Raw genomic sequence first — 23,049 nt, 5'->3', positions numbered from 1 at the left:
CCTCTCACTTATTCCCTGAAATCAGGCCTAATCAATATTGAAGCTACTTAGAATCGAAGCTCGTTAAACGGCGTACTTAAACAGCCTACTTAAACGAACAGTCGATTTACTGTTGGCCGTAATAAGCATTTTCACCGTGCTTACGCAGGTAGTGTTTATCTGATAACTCTGGCTGAATTTTGATGCCGCTGTTCAAGGTGCGCGTTGCCAACGCCATTGCAGAAACTTCTTCTAAGACCACCGCGTTATGAACGGCGTCGTTAGCATCTTTGCCCCAAGAGAAAGGCGCATGTCCTGCAACAATCACGCTTGGAACGGCCATTGGATCAATTCGGCGTTGCTTGAACTCTTCAATGATCACCAAGCCGGTATTTTTCTCGTACTCTTCAGAGATTTCAGAGTGAGACAATCGACGTGTACATGGGATGTCACCGTAGAAATAGTCAGCATGAGTAGTGCCCAATGCTGGAATATCGATACCGGCTTGTGCCCAAATTGTGGCACTGCGTGAATGTGTGTGAACAATGCCATTAACCTCAGGGAAAGCTTTGTAAAGCTCTAAGTGAGTTGCGGTATCACTTGAAGGATTAAGTTTCCCTTCAACAATGTCGCCTTCTAGATCGACGACCACCATGTCTTCAGCTGTCATATCACAGTATTCGACACCGGACGGCTTAATCGCTATAACGCCATTAGTACGGTCAAACTCAGAGACATTTCCCCAAGTGAAAGTCACCAAGCCGTATTTCGGAAGTTGCAAATTGGCTTCTAAGACGCGTTGTTTCAGTTGGCTATATTTAGACATAGTTGTCTCCTTACGCTGCTTCCGCTTGCAGTAATGCAGCATCAATTAAACGCGCCACTTCTTCTGGGCTTTTGCATGCGCGAAGTTTTGAGAAATCTTCATCGAATTCAATCAAGTTCGCCACTTGCATGGTGCCTTCGATGTGCTCTTCTGAATCTTTGCCCGCTAGCGTAATCAGTACATCAACAGGCTCATCAACACCTTCAAACGTAATCGGCGTTTCAAGCACGGTTAACGCAAACCCAGTGCGAATAACACCATCTTCAGGGCGGCAATGAGGTAGAGCGAACGCATCGTGAATACAGATATAAGGGCCTTCTTCACCAATCGCTTTGGTAATCGCGTCGTAGTAACGCTCTTCAGCAACACCGGCTTTAACCAATGCATCAGTACCTAGCTTGATCGCCGCTTTCCAGTCAGCGGCTTTTGCGTTGAGTAGGATAGAGTTATTTTTGATAAGAGATTCTTTTAAGTTCATGTTATTGCTCACTTATATAATTGTTTTTATTGGCCCAGTAGTTCGACACCACTGAGCCGTTTTTAATTATTTATGGAAGTTGTTCTCAATGATGGAAACAAGCTCGTCGCCGAAAGTTTTCACCATAATCATGTTCTTAACCGCTAACTGTTGCTTACCTTCCGGCAGACCCGTGATCTTCGCAGCCAGAGCAACCGAAGTAACGATGATGTCGAATGAACCAAGGTGCGATTTGTAATCCGTGATAGCGCTGTTAAAGGTCGAACTTGGGATGCCTTTCTTGTCCAAGTACTCTTTGATTTTCTTAGAGCACATCATTGAAGAACCTTGCCCTGAACCACAGCACACTAAGACACGAACCGGTTTCTGATCAGCTGCTGGTGAAACGCGAGTGTCTGACGTTGTAGAAGCTGACATTGTAGAAGCAGATGGAGCTTGAGCTGTTGCTGTCGATTGTTGTGGTACAGCGACTTCAACCTCAATGCCTTCAGGTGTTACTGCGGTCATTGTTTCAGCGGCAGCTTCTGCGTCTTCTTCAGCTCGTAGTTGCTTAGAAGCGAAGAACATGTAAACGCCAGCCAGAGCCAAAATCACAAAGAAGAACATGCTAGAGCTTGAGATACCTTGCATGATTGGCGGGAATACCAGAGCCCAGTCAGCCATACCCATCCAGCCGTTAAACTCAGTACCAGATTGAGCAAAGATATGGATTGCCCAAGCAGAACCAACCACTTCGATGATGCCCATCACGAAACAAATCTTCATTACCGCTTTCCAACCACCAAAGTGGTTAGCAAACACGCCGATGGTTGCGTTCGAGAAGAACATTGGAATAAAGCCAGGAATGATCATGATTGGTGCGTCAAACGCTAGCATTGCAAGCACTGCTGTGAATTGACCAACTGCACCCCACATGAAGCCGAACACCATTGCGTTTGGAGAGTAGGCATAAATAGCCGCACAATCGATTGCTAAGACAGCGTTAGGAATAAGACGTTGAGAAATACCGTTAAAGGCCTCGGACAATTCCGCTACGAACATACGAACGCCGGTGACGATAACTTGAATCGCTACTGCGAATTTCAGACCAGTTTCGAAAATATAGATAAACCAGTGCGTTTTACCTGCCATGTCTTGAAGGTTATCAAGACCAAACGAAAGAAGAATGATGCCGAAGAAAGCCGTCATTACGAGCGTTGTCGCGGCAATGCTGTCGTGGAAAATGTGTAACCATTTAGGCAGTTTAATGTGGTCGACGCTGTCATTCTTGTCGCCAAGCTTAGGAGCAACCTTAGTTGCTATCCATGACGCAAACTGTTGTTGGTGACCTATCGAGAAACCCGCTCCGCCAGTCACTTCTTGAGTGGGCTTGAACATGATGTTTGACGAGATACCCCAGTACAACGCCATCAATATTGCAGAATAGATGATGGTTTCCCACATACCTGCGCCAAGCACGAAGTAGAAAACAGCAATTAGGCCCGCTTGCTGGAACATGATATGTCCCGTCAGCATGATGGTTCTGATACCAGTAATACGGCGGAAGGCAACAAGTAGAATGTTGAGCCCAAGTGCCATTAATACGGCATAGCCAACCCAAGAGTAATTGTCGCCCATAGTTTCCATGGTGGACATCATGGAGGTGTACGGGTCAATCACCGACCCTGTCAATCCATGTATTTCACTCATTTTTTCAATAACCGGTTTAAAACCCGCTACCAATGTTCCTGCACCTACCTGCACTATCATGAAACCAACGATGGTTTTAATAGAACCGGAGATAATAGTTGTTGCGTCACGCTTGAGTAGAATGTAACCCAGACAAGTAACAAGACCGAGTAGCAACGGTGCTTTGGTCATTACCTGACTGTAAAAAATATAGAAAATATCATATAAGAATTCCATATCTTTACCCCTGATTAATTTTTAATTTTAATGGTATGTAGGATGTGATGATGTCTAGTTTTGCTCACGAACTAGACTTTACCAATCAAAAGTAATCATTCAATGCTCACTTGTGATTACTTTGATTTATATCAATTAACCACACCCAGAATGTGCCTAATTGAGCTTCGGATCACACCAAAAAACAATAAATTTAATAAAATCAACAACTTGTAAATCATTGTGATTAAGATCTAGTTTTTATAGTAATGTAGTTTGACAATCATCATGGTGATTATTAGAATCAAAACAAATCAAAAGTAATCATCAAATTGTCACAACGACATAAAGAGTGATAAATATGAATGAAGTACAAAGACATAACGGCATCGTGTCGCTGTTAGAAGATATGCAGACAATAAACGTCTCACATATTATTGATAAATTTAGTGTTTCACCTGCTACTGCAAGACGTGACATCGCTAAATTAGATGAAGTTGGCCGGCTTAGAAAAGTTCGAAATGGCGCTGAACGAGTAGAGAACCAGAAGAGAAAATGGTCACCACTCAATATCAACAGCACTGAGTTCTATGAAGAGAAAGCTGAGATTGCGCAAGCAGCAGCAGGACTTTGCGAGGCTGGAGATACCGTTGTGATCAACTGTGGTTCTACTGCGTTCCTACTTGGACAACAGTTATGTGGGGAAGATGTACAGATCGTAACGAACTACTTCCCACTCGCAAGCTACTTGATCAACGAAGATCATGACGATGTCATCATCATTGGCGGTCAATACAACAAAGCACAGAACATCTTTTTAAACCCAGCACCTAATTCATTAGGTGGTTATGCCGGAAACTGGATGTTTACCTCTGGTAAAGGCTTAACCGATGCAGGGCTCTACAAAGCCGACATGTTAACCGCAGTCGCCGAGCAGCAAATGCTTGAACAGGTCGATAAACTCGTTGTTGTTGTCGACAGTTCAAAGGTTGGACAACGTACCGGAATGCTATTTTGCAGCACCAAGCAAATAGACATCGTCATTACTGGTAAAGATGCCAACCCCGAAGTCGTCAAGCGGATTGAAGCTCAAGGGACGCAAGTCATCCTAGTCTAAATCGAAGGGTCGACTGACCCACCAATAATAATAAATTTAGCTCAGTGCCTTAATCAAAATTAAGGCGCTCGGCTCCCTACATCCAAAATTAATCAAATTATTGAAATAAAAGGTATTATCATGAGCAACGTAAACGAAATCACTCGCGAGTCTTGGATCCTAAATACATTCCCTGAGTGGGGCACATGGTTAAATGAAGAGATCGAGCAAACTGTCGTGCAACCGAATACATTCTCTATGTGGTGGCTTGGCTGTACAGGTATTTGGCTAAAATCAGAAGGTGGTGCAAACCTATCAATGGACTTCTGGTGTGGTACTGGTAAAAAAACACAAGCTGTTCAAAAAATGAAAAACCAGCACCAAATGATGCGTATGGGCGGTGTTGAAGCACTTCAGCCAAACCTACGTACTGCAATCTTCCCATTGGACCCTTTCGCTATTAAAGAGATCGATGCGGTTATGGCATCTCATGATCACGGCGACCACATTGACATCAACGTTGCTGCAGCCGTTCTACAAAACTGTGGCGAGCACGTTAAATTCATTGGTCCTAAAGCGTGTGTTGATTTATGGATGAAATGGGGTGTGCCAGAAGATCGTTGTGTTATCGCGAAAGTTGGCGACGAGATTAAGATCAAAGACGTCAATATTAAGGTTCTTGATGCATTCGACCGTACTGCACTTGTGACACTTCCTGAAGGCACTTCTTCTTTAGACACTGATATCTTAGGTGGCATGGACGATCGTGCAGTGAACTACCTAGTAGAAACGACAGGCGGTTCAGTTTACCACTCTGGTGATTCTCACTACTCAAACTACTACGCTAAGCACGGTAATGACCACAAGATCGACGTTGCACTGCTTTCTTACGGTGAGAACCCACGTGGCGTGACTGACAAAATGACATCTTCAGACATTTTACGTGCCGCTGAATCTTTGGATTGTGAAGTCGTGGTTCCTTTCCACCACGATATCTGGGCTAACTTCCAAAATGACCCACGTGAAATTGAAATGCTGTGGAACATGAAGAAAGAACGTCTGCAATACGGCTTCGCACCTTTCTTCTGGCAAGTCGGTGGTCGATACACTTACCCAACAGATAAAGGTCGCATGCACTACCAACACTTCCGCGGCTTTGCAGATATCTTTAAAAATGATCCAGAACTGCCATACCGCGCATTCTTATAATCATTAAGATCAACATTATCTAGGGAGCGATTCGCTCCCTTTTTTCATCATCGAATAAGGATATTGATATGGTACTGCGTGAGTTCAAAAACCACTTTAGTCGTGGCGACCTTAAAGCCGCAATTGGTGTCGTTTCACCAGGAGCCAATGGTTATTACTTAATGGTGAAGAGTAATAAATGGGGTGTGAACAGTTTTCTCGAGTCCGACAGAAAGATGCAACCCAGAGTATTTAAGACTCAACAGGCGTTGTTGAACGCAGCAAAAGCGATCGGCTTTCCCTATCACTCCATTGATATTCAACATTTGTAATCACGCATCTAGATATTTGATATCAAGTGTTCCAGACTTGATTACCCGCTCCGAAACATTCCCTTATCCACTCGACAAAAATAATTCTTACAATTAAGCGTTTATATTCATTAATAATATTGTCATCAGACGGCATAATGGTCACAAATCCCTTCAACGAGTCTGGTTATGTTCTACAAGTACCTTTTGCCATTGGCTTTACCACTTACTTTTGCGCTTCCTGCACAGGCCGAAACCTTTAATGAGCGAATGGAACGTATCGGACAAGAAAATGCGCTAGCGAAAACCATGACTGACACGCAGGTTAAGTTGATACAAAAAGTAGTGCAAACCAACCACTGCGCTAAGGTCGCGTTAACCCATCACCAACGCATTTTAGGTCAATATCAAGTTGAGACATCCTCTTCCGAGTTGTTCGTCAAATGGCGTAAACTTGGCAAGCAACTAGACAAAAAATATGAGAGCGATTACCCCGGTTATCCAAAGCATGTTTTTCAAGAATATCCGGCAGCCTCAAGCAAAGTCGATGGTTATTTATTTGCATTGATCGACAACGGTTTAAACGAACAATCTTGGATCGCCAAAGAATTCAAACAGTGTAAAAGCAACAAGCTGATTTCGAAGGCGTAAGTGCTATCGAGGTCAGACGCGATCCTGATAAAACCTTTCGCTCTGCTATAAAATCAGTACAACACGAAAAAGAATGTCAAAACCTCTACCACACACGAATGGGTTCAATACAGCGAGCCACCTCACAAGTGTAGATATTGGAATTACTGCATCTAATCTCAGTTTCAATGCCACTCTATTGAAACTCAATTGGGATAGGTTAGTCTCTGAAGCTATATAAGAACAATGGCAATAAAGAGTGGTAAATAAAGCAATGTACGTTGACTATCATAAGCGGCTGATTCCCGTTGTCCGCTATCTAGAGAAGCACTTTAACGAGCCACTCAACCTAATCGAAGTCGCGGCATTAGCCAATTTTTCACCCTACCACTTTCATCGCACTTTTAAGGCCGTTCAAGGCGAGACCCTTGCTGATTTCATTCGCCGATTGAGACTCGAAGCGGCAGCTAATGATCTCTTCAAATCCAAGCAGCCCATTATTAATATTGCATTGGACTATGGGTTCTCATCGTCACAAAGTTTTGCCAAGGCATTCAAGCAACACTTTGGTGTCACACCAAGTGCCTTCCGTGATTGTGAAGATTACCAAGCGTTCAGCGAGCTAACTCGAAATAGCAAGATTGGACACACGTTGCGCAAGAATGGAAACGATGCAGTCGTAAGCAATTCATATACTGACTCCGAACTAACAACATGGAGTATGACAATGAAAACGCAACAATTCGAACCATCAAAACTAGCGTATGTACGAGTGACAGGCCCTTACGGACAAGGTTATGAAGGGCCAAGCGGTCGTCTTTATCAATGGGCCGAAATGAAAGGGTTAGCAGGTAACAGCTGCATCTTTATCTATCATGACAATCCGGAAATCACACCAAACGATAAATGCCGCACTGACATCTGCTTGATGGTTTCAGACGACACTGAAGTGCCAAGTGGGATCGAATTGAAAGATTTTCCCGGCGGACAATATGCAGTGATGCGCCAAACCATCACCGAGCTAAGTCAATACGCTAAAGCGTGGGACGACCTAATGAGTAAGGTTATAGAGTCCGGCCTAGAAACCGAAGACCGCCCTTGCTTTGAGCTTTACCACAGCTACGATCAACAGACTCAGCATTCAGACGTTAGCTTTTGCACCGCAATTAAATAACAAAACAAAATTCAGTAACAAAGCCTACCTCGCGTAGGCTTTCGTTCTTTAGTTAGCGAACCAATCAGAACTCTGACTAAAGCTTCTTAAAGTCTATGGTTCCACTTACCTTGATGGTCACGGTCGCAATTCTCTTGTGTATCGAAGCTCACGTGCTTATCGATATTCTTCAATGTGATCCCAACCTGACTAAACGCCTTTTGGATGGTAACAGAGACCTCCTGCTGACCTCCTCCCTCTAAGAAGTTAGCTCTATCTTGATTGGTGTCGAATACGCAGACGATTTTTAGGCTCTGTGGAAAAGAAGAGAAATTGACCGTATGAGTCACCCATAGAAAACCATCGTAGCTCTTCAACGTATCTTCACAAACGTCCGTTAACACGTCTCTGATCTGATTTTCGATCTTCTTATCTGATTTACGCATGCAGCAAACTTCCTATTTAACACCTTAAAAAACAAGGTTTTTCGGTCAATATTGTCGGAACGACATTGGACACTGTGGCTGTTTCAAATGCAAAGTATTTATTGAGGATAGAGGGATTAGAAAAACGCCTCATGCTTGATAGCTTACTAGGCTACCAAGTATAAGGCGTGTACAGAATTTGGCAAAGATACTAGCTCGCGGCTTGTTCCCAATCCGTCAGTAACTTCATGATTACGCGAGAGTCTTGATGGGTCGCCATTGGCGCAGCAAGTTGTGTGTCACCTCGCTCAACTGCTTGGCGAATATTACGTACTTGATAATGGAAACCATCGCCTTGCGCTTCGACTTTCACTTCACGTGTCGATGTTTCATAAACTTCAACCGTGAATGTGTTTTCGTCAGTCGGTAACCATGGGTTGGTGTCGAGCGTGATACAGCCTTTGCTACCTAAAATCGTGAATCCGTGCTTTAAGCCGTGATCTTCTGCGGTATGGATTTGCGCGGTGAAGCGGTCGTTGAAGCGCATCATCGCCGACGATTCACAGATATTGCCATCTTGGCCTCGTCGACCGATTGCTGAGATCTGCACCTCATCAAACACACTCTCACCAAACTGCTGTAGTACGACAGAGTGAATCAGAGACATTGGGTAACAACCCAAGTTGTACAGTGCACCCTTGCTCGCAGGGTTAACGAACTGATCAATCGCCGCAACGTATGAACCTTGAATAGAGCGCACTTCACCAATCTCACCAGTAGCCAACTCTTGATGAAGCTTAGCGATAAGCGGGTGGTTTAGATACATCAAACCTTCTGCGAAGAATATGCCCGCTTCTTTTACCGCTTGCAGAGCTTGCTCGGTTTTTTCCATATCAACCGATAACGACTTTTCACACAGAATCGCTTTGCCTTTTTGAGCCGCTTTAATCACGTATTCGTGGTGAACGTGGTTAGGTAGAGCGATGTAGATAATGTCGACTGACTCATCTTTAATCAAAGCTTCATAGCTGTTGAAGGTTCGTGTTGGTTGGTACTGCGCCGCAAACTCATTGAGTGTTTTCTCTGTACGTCCAGCGACGGCATACAGTTCACTTTGAGCATCGCCTTTAATCGCATCGGCCATTACGCCTGAGATAAAGCTGGTTCCTAGGATTCCCCATTTCATGGCTTAGCTCTCCTTCTCTTGTGTTTTGATAAGTCCACGTTGGGTTTCAAATGCTTGTACTAATTCCGTTATATCACGCTCAATAAACGCTTGGGTATGAGGCATACCAAAGTGCTGATTAATCGCTTCACGGTTTGCGTATTGCTCAAGCAAAATCACGCGGTCGCTTTGATTTTGATCATAGGTTGCTATCGCCTGTAGGCAGCCCGGCTCACTTTGCATGTCTCGACAAAACTGCTCGATAGCTTCTACTGCAGCATCACGTTCAATGTTGGTTTTTATCTTAAGTTCAGCAGTGACAAAGATGGTTTCATTCGTTTGAGGCATTTCACGCTCTTATTTTAGTAAATCATCGGTTTGCCATTAATATAATTAACCCCTAATAATTGATAAACTCACCTTTTGTTTATTATTTATCAACTGAGAGTGTTTAATGGATAAGTTAACCAGCATGAAGATCTTCGTTTACGTGGTCGAGCAAGGCAGCTTTCGCAGCGCCGCCAACCACTTCAACCTGTCAGCGACCATGATCAGCAAGCATGTCCACCACCTTGAATCGAGCCTCAACTCTCAGCTGATTCATCGCACTACGCGTAAGCAGTCTTTAACCGATACAGGTCAGCTTTATTATCGAGAATGTAAACGAATTCTTGAAGACATCAGCAATGCTGAAAACCTGATTCAAACCTTAGAAAACCAACCTCAAGGCACGGTAAAAATAAACTGCCCGGTCACCTATGGAAACAAGGTGCTTGCCCCAATTGTGGCGAAGTTCCTCGCGAATCACCCAACGATTAACGTCGAACTCGTGTTGAACAACGATCTTGTCGATCCTTATTCTTCTGATATTGATTTGATGGTGCGAATTGGCGATCTGTCTGACTCTAGTTTAGTCGCCAGATACTTAGGGGACTATGAGATGTGTTACTGCGCGGCTCCAGAGTACCTTAACCAACATGCAGAGATTCGTGTATTGGAAGATCTCGCGCAGCATCCATCGCTTGGCTTCAGCTATAGCAGTCGTCGTGATGTGAATGGCCGTGATTCGCAAATACGTAATACACAAAACAGTGAATCGCAACTCCTAGCCCCTCAGAACCACCAAGCAACGCATAGCGCGGTGAATAAAGAGCAAGTACGTTTGATGTCGAATAATGGGGATGTATTGCGATATGCAGCCCTACAAGGTGTAGGTGTGTTGTTACAGCCGACTATCTTAGTCGCAGAAGAAATTGAGCGTGGAGCACTATTAGAAATTCTACCCGGAATGGCACCATTACCTAAGCCGATTCACTTACTCTACAAAACCAAGCAACTGTCATTGAAGAACAGAACCTTTGTCGAGTTCTTGTTAGCCGAGCTTGCTGAATAACTAGGGTGGCCTAAGTAATCAGGGGCTTTGAAGCAAGGATGAACGCTAAACCGTTTGCCAATGACTCATCAAGCGCTTGCCAAGATCAGACGGCGTGGTGTTATGGACGACCATCTCATCACATTGGTTGAACACCATGAAGTGTTTTAGCTCATCGCATAAAGCGTGAACTAATGATTCATGGTTTTTGATTCGATCTTCCACAACCAAGTTACGAATATTGAGCAAACCACTCTTCCTGTCGACCTTGCAATCCATTCGTGCCACCAGCTCTCCTTGCCACAAAATCGGCAAACTAAAATAACCAAACTGGCGCTTGGCTTCTGGAACATAGCACTCAAGAAGGTAATCAAAGTTGAACAATGATTGCATTCGCTTACGTTGAATCAGCAAGTTATCAAATGGCGAGAGTATCTTAAGCTTGGTTCTAGAAAGAGGCTGATTCAACAGTTCAAAAGCATCCGGCAGCACATAATAATCAAAGCCTTGAACACTCACTTCCATCACTCGTTTATCTTCAAGCATCTGCTGGAGTGTTTTCTGAATCAGTGGCTTAGTGTTCTTGAGGAGATAGCTCATCTCCGATGCTATTCCCATACCATTGGCTTCTAAATAACGCGTGATTAGATGCTCAATGTATTCTTGTTCCGTTGGTTCAGAGGTATCAATGCCACTCGGCAAAACTCGCTCGGTTAGGTCATACACCTTATGAAAGTTCACTCGGCTCGGCACCATTAAGTCACCTTGCATAAACAAAGTTTCTAGCGCCTGTTTGGCCGGTTTGCCGCCCCATCCACCGGGGTTTGGTCTATCCCCTTCAAAGTCTTTCGCCATCAATGGCCCTTCGCTCTCAATACGCTTAAGAACATGTGCCATCAGTGCGTCGTCTTTTTTATACCAATGCTTGAGCTTACCGCTCGCAAAGCCATTCTTTCGATGCAGGCTGAAACGGTAGTCGCGCATGGGTAAATACGCAGCGGCGTGCGACCAATACTCAAACACTTCTCGACGCTCTAACAGCTTATCCAGATGGTTAAGTTGGTAGTCTTGATTGCGATTCCACAGCGTATGATGGTGAGCTCGCTGAATCACAGAGATGGTATCAATTTGCACATAGCCAAGGTTTTCAATCGCAGACAGCGTGTTCGCCAAAGCGCCACCATTACGTTGCTTCTTAGGTGGCAGCTTTTGCGAAAGCAGTACAATTTTTTGTGCTTGTGCGAGTGAAAGTGATTCCATTAAATTCAGACTCTAATTGATACCAATGATCAGCTTATGATTCAGCAATAAGCTCTTGAAGGATTTGCTTGTACGTTTCTACTGTCTGCGCACCAGTGACTGCACTCTTGCGGTTGAATACCACGGTAGGGACCGCAGAGATGCCCATGCGTTGCCATTCAAACTCTTGCGCTTCAATTTGCTTTAAGTTGTCGATGTTCTTCAAACGTTTCAGTGCCTTCGTTGAGTCTAAACCAACCGCTTCAAGTTCTTGTGCAATCACTTCAAGATCAGACAGATCTTTTTGCTCTGAAAAGTGCGCCGTAAAGAAGCGTAGCTTTAACTCAGTTTGTTTACCGTGCGCTAGAGCAAAATCAAGCAGCACATGTAAGTGGCGTGAATTCACCATTCTCATGCTGTCATAGAAATTGAAATCGAACCCAACCGCTTTGCCACGCGCCGCGAGCTGTTCGCGTGAACTTTGACTCTCTTCTGCGCTAGAGCCGTATTTTCTCATGATATGGTCACGCAGGTTTTCACCCTCTTGCGGCATATCAGGGTTAAGCTCAAACGGCTGCCATTCAAGTTCAATTTGCTCCGCTAAGCCAAGTTCCGCAATGGCTTGCTCTAAGTTTTTGTAGCCGACCACGCACCAAGGGCACATTACGTCAGAAATAATATCGAGTTGAAGTTTCTTGCTCATCGTCATTCCAAATATCGTTGATAAGGCGTATCCAATACGAAGTGAATACCCATCTTTATCACTAAGACTACAATAAATTGAACAATCGTTCAAACTAGCTAAACACACTAGCAGCCAACAAAAAAACCAACTCATTTTCACGAGTTGGCTTTGATAAAAATCGAATCGAGCTTAACCGCGTTACGCTAGCAACTTCTCAAGCACTTGGAATACACCTGCGTCAACGTTACTTGGCGCGCTAAAACGAGCGATCTCTTTCAGCTTAGGATGTGCGTTTTCCATTGCGTAAGAGTGATAACTTTCTTTAAGCATTTCCAAGTCATTTAGGTAGTCACCAAAACTCATGGTCTGCTCGAAAGTGAAACCTAATGTGTTTTGTAGATGTTTAATCGCCGCCCCTTTTGACGCTTCAGCGTTCATCACATCTAACCAAATTTTTGCACTTACCACCACTTGGTAGTTCTCACCAAATTTGGCATTGATGCTTGGGTTTACTTTCTCTTGTGAACCGTCGAAGTGACAGATAGCCACCTTGATGAAATCGTCTTCTACCGTCAGTAAGTCTTCGACTTGCTCGCGGCGGTGGTAGTACTTAGAGATCTCAGCTAAAGCACGCTCATCTTTGGTTTCGATGTATGCTGATTTCTTACCACAAAGCACAACATGTGCACCTTCAATAGAACGCGCTTCTTCAATGATGCCTTTGATGGCATCAGTATCAAGTAAGCAGCTGTAGAGCTCTTGGCCTTTGTGCATCACTAATGTACCGTTTTCAGCAACGAACATCATGCGATCTTTTAGCGGAGAAAATGTCTCCATCAGGCTGTAATACTGACGACCCGATGCCGCAGCAAAAATGATGTCTTGAGCTTCTAGTCGCTCGTAAAGGTTGAAAAATTCAGGGTCTAACTTTCCGTGTTCATTAAGCAGAGTACCGTCCATATCCGCAGCGATAAATTTGATGTTCTGTTGTGGCATTTCAGGGCTTACCTATAAGTAAAAATTAAAGTGTAAATTATGATTTTCGTTATCTTGTGTAACGGTTCTATGTTCGATTATATCGCTAGAGTAGCCAGTGAATGCAATGCTTATTTCCAAGCTCTAATATTTCTCTTCAAATGTTGCTCAAACACAAACTGAGCGGCAGAAAATATAGCTTTGAATGATTGAGTCCTACATACCTGATGTGTGCTAAACCTCGCCAGCCTATATGCTCCTTGAATCTCTATCACTTTATTTTTGACCACTGTAATCATGATTCTAGCTATCACTTCGACCTTGTTTTGCATCGTTACCATCAAGTTTCTAATCACACTTGCCAATTTAGCGCGACATCGCGTTCACATTACGTCTAAAACTTCGTTGAACAGAACGAAATGGCCAACCGTGTCCATCATTATCCCTGCGAGAAATGAAGAAGATAATATTGAGACAAGCCTTGGTTCTCTGATGAAGCAGAACTATCCAAGAGACAAGTTTGAAATCATTGTGGTTGACGATTTTTCTACTGACTCGACACGAACCATTGTTGATACGCTCATCGACGCATCAAGTGTTAATGTTCGTTGTGTATCGGGAAGAAAGTTGCCGCCCAATTGGCTAGGGAAAAGCAACGCTTGCATGGTGGGCTCACAGCAAGCTACCGGTGAGTATTTGTATTTTATCGATGCTGATACAAAATCTGAACCCTTGATGCTACAGAACGTTATCCATTTCGCCTTAAGACACAAAACGGATTTACTGTCGTTCAACCCTCAACAAGCATTTACATCAACCGTTGAGAAAGTCACCTTACCCGGCATATTTCTCTCAATCGCGTCTTATATGAACTTCAAGGATGCTAACGACAAGTCAAAAGAAGACGCGATTGCTAACGGCCAAGCCATGCTTTTTACACGAAAATCATACGATGCCGTAGGTGGACATAGTGCGGTAGCCAGCGAAATATCCGAAGACATCGCTTTTGCAAAACTAATGAAGATGTGCGGACTAAAAGCGTTTTGGGCTTTTGCGGACGAGCTCATGAGTACTCATATGTATTCCGACTTTGGTTCGATTTGGGCGGGCTTCTCCAAAAACATGAATCTTATTGTAAATTGCCAGTCGAGATTCCAAGTACTTCGCGCATTCACAAAAACGAATGTTATTGCATGGGCTGCCCCAATTATGCTGCTTGTATCAACTCAACATTTCATCGGCGACCCTTCATCATTCAATACTTATTCCTTAGTGATCAATGCCCTGATGTTGATTGCTTCTATGGTCACTTATTTCATTTTAGTCAAAGAGCTCTTTATACCAGCTCGCTATGCGTTTGCTGTGCCTTTGGGGATTTCGTTGCAAAGCTTGTTGATTCTTAACAGCTATCGTTTATCAAAGAATAATAAAGTCACTTGGAAAGGGCGAGCACTCTCATGATCAATAAGATTCTAACTTTCATAATCATAGTGACGTCCTTTTCAGCTTTAGCGTCGGATGCCAATGAGTGGAAGCTCGTACGCGATAAAAAAGGCATCGAAGTCTACAACCGAAAAATTGAAGGTAACGACTTTAAAGAGTTTCGCGCAGAAGCTAATATCCAAGCCAACCTTACGTCAATCATAGCTTTGTTTACCGATACTTCAGTAGGCACTCAATGGGTAGAGAACATTGATGAAATGGAAGAGATAGAACATTTTAGCGAAGCGCACACTGTCACTAAAACTTATACAAAAGCACCTTGGCCCGTCTCGGATCGTGAAGCCATTGTCGAAAACTTTATCAAGCAAGATCCCGACACATTAATCATCATAATTAACCAACACGGTAGGCCTAATTATCGACCAAATGAAGATAAAAGTGTCGTCAGAGTGGCTCATTTAGAATCACGATGGGTTCTCACACCACTGGACAACAATACAACTCATATTTCTTATCAAGTATTGAGTGACCCGGGAGGATCGATTCCATCTTGGTTAATTAATATGGTTGCGGTATCTCAACCTTACAAGACACTTCGTGGTTTGTCTGAGATGTTGGATTCACATGCATACGCTGATCGTACACTTGATTACATCAAGAACTATCAGTCACTTTAATGAAGTTGATTACCCAACACGACGCAGCTGAAACGGTGCAACGATGGTAGGCACAACCTACCCTCGTCAGTTAATTCTGAGTTCAGTCTAAAGCTGCCAATGCGTGCAGTGCTTTTCGACAAGCTTCTTTTTTTAAATGCAAACTCGCGTCTAACTCACCAAATTCACTTCTCACGATAAGTCCTTCAATGAAAGTCATGACTGATTCGCTGCGTAATTCTAATATCGCAGCGTCTACCTCTTCGCCACCACTCACCACGTTGTGAATAGTATTCTTAAGCCAAACCTTGTGTTGTCGCGAGAGCATCGCAATGTCATCTTCGGATTCTTTAAATTCGGCTAGCGCGTGCATGAACATGCAGCCTTTGAAGTCAGGTTGTTCAAACCACGCAAGGTGCCAATCTAACAGCGCGTCGAGTTGGTTTTGTAACCCAGAAGTTGATGATAGCGCAGCCTCTAAACTCGACTCGAAACGCTGATGACGCCTTTCTAACACAGCTTCAATCAGCTTAGTTTTCGATCCAAAGTGACGGTACATGGATGTCTTGGAAACCGCCGCTTCGTCTCGGATCATATCCACCCCAACAGCGGTATAACCAAACTGATTAAACAACGACTCTGCTACATCCAGAATCAAATCTTTTTTACTCATCGTTCATCAACCTCAAATCGCTCTGAAATCGTAGAGCTCAATTTCTCGTTGCAAGAAGTGTACAGATCTGTATCATTCAAATCAAACAGTACAGATCTGTACACCTTCAATAAAAAGAGATAACGAAGAGGAAACGATTATGATCAGCAAACTATCTGGTGGTGGAAGCCTTCCTCCGAAAGCAAGCTTTAGCCAACTTGTTAAAGGTTTTATTGGCGGTACGCTGGGCATCTTAATCTTGTGCTTATTAGCAGAAAGCTCTGGCCTCCCATGGTTAATGGCGCCATTTGGTGCGACATGCGTACTACTGTTTGCGGTGCCGACATCGCCGTTAGCTCAACCTAGAAACGTCATTGCGGGTCACTTTATTTCGGCTGCTGTGGGTTTAATCGCGCTATATGGCTTTGGGGATGACTACTTGACCATGGCAATCGCTGTCGGCTCATCCATCATGCTAATGCAATACTTTCGAGCGGTTCACCCACCCGCTGGTGCAAATCCGATTGTGATAGCTTTGGCAGGGACTGCGCATGTGGATTGGACGTTCTTATTCACTCCCGTATTAATCGGCAGCATCGCTTTGGTCGGTATTGGTACGCTATTGAATAACAGCGATTCACAGCAAAAGTGGCCGTTATACTGGTTTGGTTCATCCAAGTCTTAGCCCGTTGGATTTCAATGGTAAGTTTGGATTTTGACATCCAATTTAAAAGCAAATTGAAAGATCACATTGACCCTTACATAAAATGGGCTTACTATTAATCGTCTTTTAACGATTATGGAAAGCGAAACATCAATATGAACGAAACTTGCTCTACAACTGGTGGCTGTGCTCTACCAATCGGACATGGTGATGCCGAAGCTGAAAAGCAAATGGCAGCTCTAGCGAAAGCGCTCGCTCACCCGGCAAGAATACGTATATTGAGTATCCTTTCAACGTTAGAAAAATCGGGCGGCTGTTTGAACAGCGACTTGGTGAGTGAATTGGGTTTGGCTCAGTCAACGGTATCAGAGCACTTACGAATCTTGAAGAACTCAGGCTTCATCACCGCCGAATCGATACCACCGAAGATGTGCTATCGCATTAACCGAGATAATATTCAGCAATTTGAATCGCTGATCGACACCATTTTAAAATAGATTAACCACGCTTAGTTTGTCGAACACAATAAACTAAGCGTATTTTTTGCCTTTAAATATCGCTTTTCGACGATTAACGATATCAACCAAAGAGATAATATCATGAAACCAAAATTAGGTTTTCTCGATCGCTACTTAACGCTGTGGATCTTCATCGCCATGGGCATCGGTGTACTGCTTGGCACCTTGTTCCCACAAATCGAACAGTGGAACGAATCTATGTCTGTTGGCACAACCAACATTCCACTTGCGATTGGCCTTATCTTAATGATGTATCCACCTTTGGCTAAGGTTAACTACAACCTATTAGGCACTGTGGTCAAAGATAAGAAAGCCATCAAACTGTCTCTGATCATGAACTGGGTTGTCGGTCCGATTCTAATGTTCGTGTTGGCACTGACTTTCTTAGGTGATCACCCTGGTTATATGGTGGGTGTGATTCTGATTGGTCTTGCTCGTTGTGTGGCGATGGTTCTGGTTTGGAACGATATCGGCGGCGGTAACAAAGAGTACGGCGCAGCATTGGTTGCTTTGAACAGCGCATTCCAAGTCGTGACTTACAGCTTTATGGCATGGTTATTCATCAGCGTTCTACCGCCTGTATTTGGTTACGAAGGCATGATGGTTGATATCTCAATGATCGATATTGCACACAGTGTACTTATCTATCTAGGTATCCCGTTCCTAGCGGGCTTCTTAAGCCGTAAGATCCTAGTGTCGATGAAAGGCGAGCAGTGGTACAACGATGTGTTCATTCCACGCATCTCACCAATCACATTGATAGCTCTACTGGCGACTATCGTTCTGATGTTCAGCCTAAAAGGCGAGATGATTGTTGAACTGCCAATGGACGTATTGCTGATTGCTGTTCCTCTAACCATCTACTTCACAGCGATGTTCTTCATCAGCTTCTTCATTGGTAAGAAGATGGGCATTGAGTACGACAAGAACGCATCTATTGCCTTCACTGCGACAGGTAACAACTTTGAGTTAGCTATTGCCGTAGCAATCTCTGTATTCGGAATCAACTCAGACCAAGCGTTTGCAGGCGTTATCGGTCCACTGATTGAAGTGCCTGTACTGATTTACCTAGTGAACGTAGCGCTTAAGATGAAAGACAAGTACTACAACGGACAGACCGTTAAATCTAGCATCTAGCATCTAGCAGAAGATTAGAAAACTAAGGGCTTACCTTTCGGGGTAAGCCCTTTTCATTTGTCTGTCGCTTGTGAAAGGTTAGTCGAGCAAGGTTTTGAGATGCTCTTCCAACCAAAGCAAACCTGGCCCTTTCATCGCTTTCTTAGATATCACCAAATCGACAGGAGGCGACCATGTTTTATGATCAAACGAGACGTTAATCTGGTTAAGCTTTCCCAGCTGAATCTCATCTTCCACCAAGTAACGCGGCAGATACGCCCAGCCTACCGAACTATGCACAATCATCTCTTTGATGGCGACAAAACTGTTCGCCCACCACACCTTGCCTGCTACTACCGGAAAATGATCAATCACCTTACCTTTGTTGCCGCGTAGAATGAGCTGACGATGAGGGATGAAATCAGGCAACTTGGCGATACCCACTTCAGACAAAGCATGACTTGGGTGACACACGGCAACGAAAGGCAGGTTGCCGATAAAACATGGTTCGGAGTCGGCATGAAAAGCGAGGTCAGTAAACATCAAGCCTATATCTGCGCGGTCTTGTGACACCAAGCGGTTCACATCGGTACTCGCCGCAGCCATTAACTCAACCTCTGTCGCTGGGAATGTTCGGCTGAATTTATCCAACACCTTAGGCAATGAAGGAAGCAACAAGGCATCATCTAAAGCAATTCGTAGTAGCCCTTCCTCTTGATTATTGATGGCATTGACTGAAGAGTTGAGATCTTCCACTTGTAGAATAATCGCTTTAACCTGCTTGAAAATCTGCTGACCTTGCGCCGTCAGCGTTGGCTTGCGTGTCGAACGGTCAAAAAGTTGAACATTAAAATCTATTTCAAGATTACTGATGCCTTGGCTCACCGCCGACTGCACTTTACCCAACTCACGAGCACTGGCAGAAAATGACCCTAATTCAACGGCATACACAAACATCTTCAGCTGTTCTATGTTGTACATTCGGTGTCTCCCAACACTTACTATCATCATATGTGATGCTAACTATCTTTATATTATCACTTAAGTAGATATTATCTAGCCAAGTCATTAGCCCATAGAGGCTAGAAAAACATAAAGAGAGTAAAAAGATGTCACATAAAGAACGCATGTTACACATGGTGCTATTTGAAATAGTTGCTTTGATTTTAATGGCAGGGCTTGCAACCTATATTACAGGAAACGGCGCAGGTGAAATGGCAGGCTTAGCGCTTGCAATATCATTGATTGCAATGGCTTGGAACTATGTTTACAACTATGGCTACGACAAAATTTACGGGGCTGACCGAAGTAAAAGAACCAAGAAAACACGTGTTCTACACGGCTTAGGTTTTGAGCTTGGGTTAATGACCGTCACTCTACCTGTCTTGATGTGGGCTCTACAACTCGACTTCCTGACCGTCCTGATCATGGACATCGGCCTGGTTATTTTCTTCGTACTTTACGCGATTGCGTTCAACTGGGCGTATGACTCAATCCGAGCTCAGTTGGTTGCGAGAGGAAAAGTTGCAGCTCTGGTTTAGAGCCCTAGTTCGTAGCATGTAACTAGAACAAACCCCTAAACTGAAACTGCCAAACTACAACATAGTTGGCAGTTTATTCATTTATGCATATAAGCTCATTTGTTAACGCCCTTGTTACATAGCAAAAACATCACACAGCCCTCCCTAATTAAGTCTAATAATCCGCCACTAACGAAGTAGCATCACAAATCCAAACATAAACTCCTCGTACCAGTTGCGCATTCATTTACATATAGGTAGTTTGAGCGGCTTCGCAACCTATCAATTCGAGCAATGACGTTCATGCGAGCATCTTTTTCGAGCAAAAGTGTTCGGATTAACATTTCAAGTGACTTTAATTAACAATTTTATGCTCAAACGCTCACTTTTGATGTTCGTTTATTTTCGAGTTCGCAAATATATGCACAATACACGTGCTAGATAAGCAAAACTAAAAAGGACTCGAACATGACAACAAACAAACACCCTTCTTTATTTGGGCAATGCTTGGCTGAATTTATCGGTACAGGACTACTCATATTCTTTGGCGTTGGCTGTGTGGCCGCTCTGGTATTAACTGGTGCGACATTCGGACAATGGGAAATCAGCATCATCTGGGGCTTCGGTGTTGCGATTGCAATTTACTGTACTGCCGGCGTTTCAGGCGCACACATCAACCCAGCCGTAACGATTGCACTGGCCATGTTCCATGGCTTCGATAAAGCGAAAGTGGTGCCTTACATCATTTCGCAACTGCTTGGCGCTTTCTGCTCTGCAGCATTGGTTTACAGCCTGTACAGCAACCTATTTACTGACTACGAAATCGCACATAACTTCGTTCGTAGCAGCCAAGACGCACTATCAACTGCTGGTATCTTCTCGACTTACCCACATGCTTCACTTTCTTTCTTCGGCGCTTTTGCTGTGGAATTCGTGATTACTGCAGTGTTGATGTTTGCCATTTTAGCGTTAGGTGATGAGAACAACGGCGCATCTCGCGGTGCAATGAACCCTCTACTGATTGGTATTCTTATCGCGGTTATCGGTGGTTCTTTAGGTCCACTGACTGGCTTCGCAATGAACCCTGCTCGTGACTTCGGACCAAAACTTTTCGCTTACTTTGCAGGTTGGGATTTCGCACTAAGCGGTGCTCGTGATATTCCTTACTTCATCGTTCCAATTCTTGCTCCAATTGCTGGTGCGTGTTTCGGTGGTTGGTTGTACCCACGTGTTATCGGTGCTTACCTACCAGTAGAAGGCCAAGGCTGCACAATTCCAAACCAATGTGAAACAGAAGAAGAAGCTGAACAAGCTCAAGCTTAATCCCTAAGCGACCTTACATTTACTAAAATATAAATAACGAAAGAAAAAGGATTCTTACCATGACCGAGCAAAAATACATTGTTGCCCTAGACCAAGGCACCACAAGTTCTCGCGCTGTAATCCTCGATCACGATGCAAACATCGTTAGTTCTTCTCAACGAGAATTCACTCAGATTTACCCGAAAGCAGGTTGGGTTGAGCATGATCCAATGGAAATCTGGGCGACTCAAAGCTCTACATTGGTTGAAGCGCTTGCTAAAGCAGGCATTCGCAGCGACGAACTCGCGGGTATCGGTATCACTAACCAACGTGAAACCACCATTGTTTGGAACAAAGAAACTGGCAAACCGGTTTACAACGCAATCGTATGGCAGTGTCGCCGTACAGCAGACATCTGTGAAGACCTAAAAGCACGTGGCCTAGAAGACTACGTACGTGACAATACTGGCTTAGTCCTTGACCCGTATTTCTCAGGTACCAAAGTAAAATGGATTCTAGACAACGTTGAAGGCGCTCGTGAAGACGCTGAAGCAGGCAAGTTGTTGTTCGGTACGGTTGATACTTGGTTGGTTTGGAAAATGACTCAAGGACGTGTACACGTTACGGATTACACCAACGCGTCACGTACTATGTTGTTTAACATCAATGACCTATGCTGGGATCAGAAGCTACTTGATGAGATGGGTATTCCGTCAATCATGATGCCTGAAGTGAAACGCTCTTCTGAGGTATACGGTCAAACGAACCTTGGTGGTAAAGGCGGTACTCGTATCCCAATCGCGGGTATTGCCGGTGACCAACAAGCTGCACTTTACGGTCAAATGTGTGTAGAAGCAGGCCAAGCGAAGAATACTTACGGCACGGGTTGTTTCCTTCTAATGAACACTGGCCAAGAGAAAGTAACCTCGAAGAACGGTCTACTAACAACACTGGCATGTGGCCCTAAAGGCGAACCAGCATACGCACTTGAAGGTGCAGTATTCATGGGCGGTGCATCAATCCAATGGCTACGTGATGAAATGAAGCTACTGGCTGGCGCAGAAGACTCTGAGTACTTTGCAACGAAAGTGGATTCTTCAAACGGCGTTTACGTGGTTCCTGCGTTTACTGGCCTAGGCGCACCATACTGGGATGCTTATGCTCGCGGTACGATTGTTGGTCTGACTCGTGGTGTAAACTCTAACCACATCATCCGTGCAACGCTGGAAGGTATTGCTTACCAAACTCGTGACGTACTAGACGCAATGCAAGCGGACTCTGGCATCAAGCTAGCGAAACTACGTGTTGATGGCGGCGCAGTAGCGAACAACTTCCTAATGCAATTCCAATCAGACGTGCTTGATACTGAAGTTCACCGTCCTGAAGTAACGGAAGTGACCGCTCTGGGTGCCGCTTACCTTGCAGGCCTAGCGGTTGGTTTCTGGGACAGCATTGACGAGCTTCAAGACAAAGCTGTTCTTAACCGCACGTTCATGCCACACCACGACGAAGAGAAGCGTAACCGCCGTTACAAAGGCTGGAAGCGTGCTATCAAGTGTGCACAGGTTTGGTCTGAACTGCACGATGACGACGAAGAGTAATCTGAGCGTGAGTTAACAGAGGAGCTCGAATAATCACTTTCTTGTCGATTGGATTGTTCGAACCTCAGTAAACGAAACTAAAAAGAGCACTATTTTGTGCTCTTTTTTGCGTTTCAGGCTCAAATTCCTTGTCTTGAGCAGCGTTTTTGCGGTTTAGACATGATTCCTTAC

The 23,049-nt window shown here is 44.2% G+C and carries 25 protein-coding genes; 14 read left to right on the top strand and 11 right to left on the bottom strand.

The genetic code is table 11. From position 1 onward, the window contains the following. Positions 1–106: 106 nt before the first annotated feature. From QUF19_RS21340 to QUF19_RS21330, 3 genes are all read right to left on the bottom strand, one after another. Complete coding sequence (locus tag QUF19_RS21340; protein ID WP_286303215.1) at positions 107–805, bottom strand: L-ribulose-5-phosphate 4-epimerase; 699 nt, start codon at positions 803–805, stop codon at positions 107–109. Positions 806–815: 10 nt separating this feature from the next. Then, the gene (locus QUF19_RS21335) at positions 816–1,283 is read right to left on the bottom strand and encodes a PTS sugar transporter subunit IIA (protein ID WP_017069724.1); all 468 of its coding nucleotides are present in this window, start codon (positions 1,281–1,283) and stop codon (positions 816–818) included. Between the two features lie 66 nt (positions 1,284–1,349). Next, on the bottom strand, positions 1,350–3,188 hold the full coding sequence (locus QUF19_RS21330; protein WP_286303214.1) for a PTS ascorbate-specific subunit IIBC: 1,839 nt from the start codon (positions 3,186–3,188) through the stop codon (positions 1,350–1,352). A 340-nt stretch (positions 3,189–3,528) separates the two neighbouring features. Between QUF19_RS21330 and ulaR the strand changes: the two genes are divergently transcribed. From ulaR to QUF19_RS21305, 5 genes are all read left to right on the top strand, one after another. Further along, entirely contained in the window at positions 3,529–4,284 is a 756-nt protein-coding gene (gene ulaR / locus QUF19_RS21325) for an HTH-type transcriptional regulator UlaR (protein ID WP_009845902.1), read from the top strand. A 120-nt stretch (positions 4,285–4,404) separates the two neighbouring features. Next, positions 4,405–5,472, top strand: coding sequence for an L-ascorbate 6-phosphate lactonase (gene ulaG, locus QUF19_RS21320; protein ID WP_017089479.1), 1,068 nt, complete (start codon positions 4,405–4,407; stop codon positions 5,470–5,472). Between the two features lie 68 nt (positions 5,473–5,540). Continuing rightward, positions 5,541–5,783, top strand: a complete 243-nt coding sequence (locus QUF19_RS21315; protein WP_017089480.1) for a hypothetical protein — start codon at positions 5,541–5,543, stop codon at positions 5,781–5,783. Between the two features lie 168 nt (positions 5,784–5,951). Next, positions 5,952–6,413, top strand: coding sequence for a hypothetical protein (locus tag QUF19_RS21310; protein ID WP_286303212.1), 462 nt, complete (start codon positions 5,952–5,954; stop codon positions 6,411–6,413). Positions 6,414–6,666: 253 nt separating this feature from the next. Beyond that, positions 6,667–7,566: an AraC family transcriptional regulator gene (locus tag QUF19_RS21305; RefSeq protein ID WP_286303210.1), complete on the top strand. Its 900-nt coding sequence runs from the start codon at positions 6,667–6,669 to the stop codon at positions 7,564–7,566. A gap of 86 nt (positions 7,567–7,652) precedes the next feature. Here QUF19_RS21305 and QUF19_RS21300 read toward each other — a convergent pair whose 3' ends face one another. The 3 genes from QUF19_RS21300 to QUF19_RS21290 all read right to left on the bottom strand — a co-directional run bounded on the left by QUF19_RS21300 (position 7,653) and on the right by QUF19_RS21290 (position 9,483). Further along, positions 7,653–7,991, bottom strand: a complete 339-nt coding sequence (locus tag QUF19_RS21300; protein WP_017089483.1) for a hypothetical protein — start codon at positions 7,989–7,991, stop codon at positions 7,653–7,655. 190 nt (positions 7,992–8,181) lie between these two features. Then, complete coding sequence (locus tag QUF19_RS21295; protein WP_286303206.1) at positions 8,182–9,156, bottom strand: Gfo/Idh/MocA family protein; 975 nt, start codon at positions 9,154–9,156, stop codon at positions 8,182–8,184. A gap of 3 nt (positions 9,157–9,159) precedes the next feature. Next, entirely contained in the window at positions 9,160–9,483 is a 324-nt protein-coding gene (locus QUF19_RS21290; protein WP_286303203.1) for a putative quinol monooxygenase, read from the bottom strand. A gap of 106 nt (positions 9,484–9,589) precedes the next feature. On the opposite strand from QUF19_RS21290, the gene QUF19_RS21285 reads away from it, so the two are divergent. Then, entirely contained in the window at positions 9,590–10,528 is a 939-nt protein-coding gene (locus QUF19_RS21285) for a LysR substrate-binding domain-containing protein (RefSeq protein WP_286303201.1), read from the top strand. A gap of 45 nt (positions 10,529–10,573) precedes the next feature. Here QUF19_RS21285 and QUF19_RS21280 read toward each other — a convergent pair whose 3' ends face one another. The 3 genes from QUF19_RS21280 to QUF19_RS21270 form a co-directional block, all read right to left on the bottom strand. Next, complete coding sequence (locus QUF19_RS21280; protein ID WP_286303199.1) at positions 10,574–11,767, bottom strand: winged helix-turn-helix domain-containing protein; 1,194 nt, start codon at positions 11,765–11,767, stop codon at positions 10,574–10,576. 34 nt (positions 11,768–11,801) lie between these two features. Beyond that, positions 11,802–12,449, bottom strand: coding sequence for a DsbA family oxidoreductase (locus tag QUF19_RS21275; protein ID WP_017092740.1), 648 nt, complete (start codon positions 12,447–12,449; stop codon positions 11,802–11,804). Between the two features lie 180 nt (positions 12,450–12,629). Further along, a complete protein-coding gene (locus QUF19_RS21270; RefSeq protein WP_286303196.1) occupies positions 12,630–13,427 on the bottom strand; it encodes a Cof-type HAD-IIB family hydrolase in 798 nt (265 codons plus the stop codon). Positions 13,428–13,703: 276 nt separating this feature from the next. Here QUF19_RS21270 and QUF19_RS21265 point away from each other — a divergent pair, with 276 nt between their 5' ends. Together QUF19_RS21265 and QUF19_RS21260 are read left to right on the top strand one after the other, a co-directional pair. Further along, positions 13,704–14,867 (top strand): glycosyltransferase family 2 protein, encoded by a 1,164-nt coding sequence (locus tag QUF19_RS21265; RefSeq protein WP_353505932.1) that lies wholly within the window; start codon positions 13,704–13,706, stop codon positions 14,865–14,867. Next, a complete protein-coding gene (locus tag QUF19_RS21260) occupies positions 14,864–15,526 on the top strand; it encodes an START domain-containing protein (RefSeq protein ID WP_286303192.1) in 663 nt (220 codons plus the stop codon). The genes QUF19_RS21265 and QUF19_RS21260 overlap by 4 nt, the downstream gene beginning before the upstream one ends. Positions 15,527–15,608: 82 nt before the next feature. On the opposite strand, the gene QUF19_RS21255 is transcribed toward QUF19_RS21260, so the two are convergent. After that, positions 15,609–16,178 carry a TetR/AcrR family transcriptional regulator gene (locus QUF19_RS21255; RefSeq protein ID WP_286303190.1) on the bottom strand — a complete coding sequence of 190 codons (570 nt, stop codon included), beginning with the start codon at positions 16,176–16,178 and terminating at the stop codon, positions 15,609–15,611. 139 nt (positions 16,179–16,317) lie between these two features. Here QUF19_RS21255 and QUF19_RS21250 point away from each other — a divergent pair, with 139 nt between their 5' ends. The 3 genes from QUF19_RS21250 to arsB all read left to right on the top strand — a co-directional run bounded on the left by QUF19_RS21250 (position 16,318) and on the right by arsB (position 18,476). Beyond that, positions 16,318–16,842, top strand: a complete 525-nt coding sequence (locus QUF19_RS21250; RefSeq protein WP_102438764.1) for an HPP family protein — start codon at positions 16,318–16,320, stop codon at positions 16,840–16,842. A 134-nt stretch (positions 16,843–16,976) separates the two neighbouring features. After that, a complete protein-coding gene (locus tag QUF19_RS21245) occupies positions 16,977–17,318 on the top strand; it encodes an ArsR/SmtB family transcription factor (RefSeq protein ID WP_102438766.1) in 342 nt (113 codons plus the stop codon). 102 nt (positions 17,319–17,420) lie between these two features. Then, positions 17,421–18,476, top strand: a complete 1,056-nt coding sequence (gene arsB / locus QUF19_RS21240) for an ACR3 family arsenite efflux transporter (RefSeq protein ID WP_286303187.1) — start codon at positions 17,421–17,423, stop codon at positions 18,474–18,476. A gap of 78 nt (positions 18,477–18,554) precedes the next feature. On the opposite strand, the gene QUF19_RS21235 is transcribed toward arsB, so the two are convergent. Further along, a complete protein-coding gene (locus tag QUF19_RS21235) occupies positions 18,555–19,436 on the bottom strand; it encodes a LysR family transcriptional regulator (protein ID WP_286303184.1) in 882 nt (293 codons plus the stop codon). A gap of 128 nt (positions 19,437–19,564) precedes the next feature. Here QUF19_RS21235 and QUF19_RS21230 point away from each other — a divergent pair, with 128 nt between their 5' ends. From QUF19_RS21230 to glpK, 3 genes are all read left to right on the top strand, one after another. After that, positions 19,565–19,996: a PACE efflux transporter gene (locus tag QUF19_RS21230; protein WP_286303182.1), complete on the top strand. Its 432-nt coding sequence runs from the start codon at positions 19,565–19,567 to the stop codon at positions 19,994–19,996. A gap of 447 nt (positions 19,997–20,443) precedes the next feature. Further along, positions 20,444–21,298, top strand: coding sequence for an MIP/aquaporin family protein (locus QUF19_RS21225; RefSeq protein ID WP_004732234.1), 855 nt, complete (start codon positions 20,444–20,446; stop codon positions 21,296–21,298). Between the two features lie 59 nt (positions 21,299–21,357). Next, the gene (glpK, locus tag QUF19_RS21220) at positions 21,358–22,878 is read left to right on the top strand and encodes a glycerol kinase GlpK (RefSeq protein WP_286303164.1); all 1,521 of its coding nucleotides are present in this window, start codon (positions 21,358–21,360) and stop codon (positions 22,876–22,878) included. Positions 22,879–23,049: the final 171 nt, after the last annotated feature.

The sequence above is a fragment of the Vibrio sp. FE10 genome, assembly GCF_030297155.1.
GTDB lineage: Bacteria > Pseudomonadota > Gammaproteobacteria > Enterobacterales > Vibrionaceae > Vibrio > Vibrio apostichopi.
The sequence above is the reverse complement of the archived record's forward strand: the minus strand, read 5'-3'. Positions and strand labels throughout refer to the sequence as shown.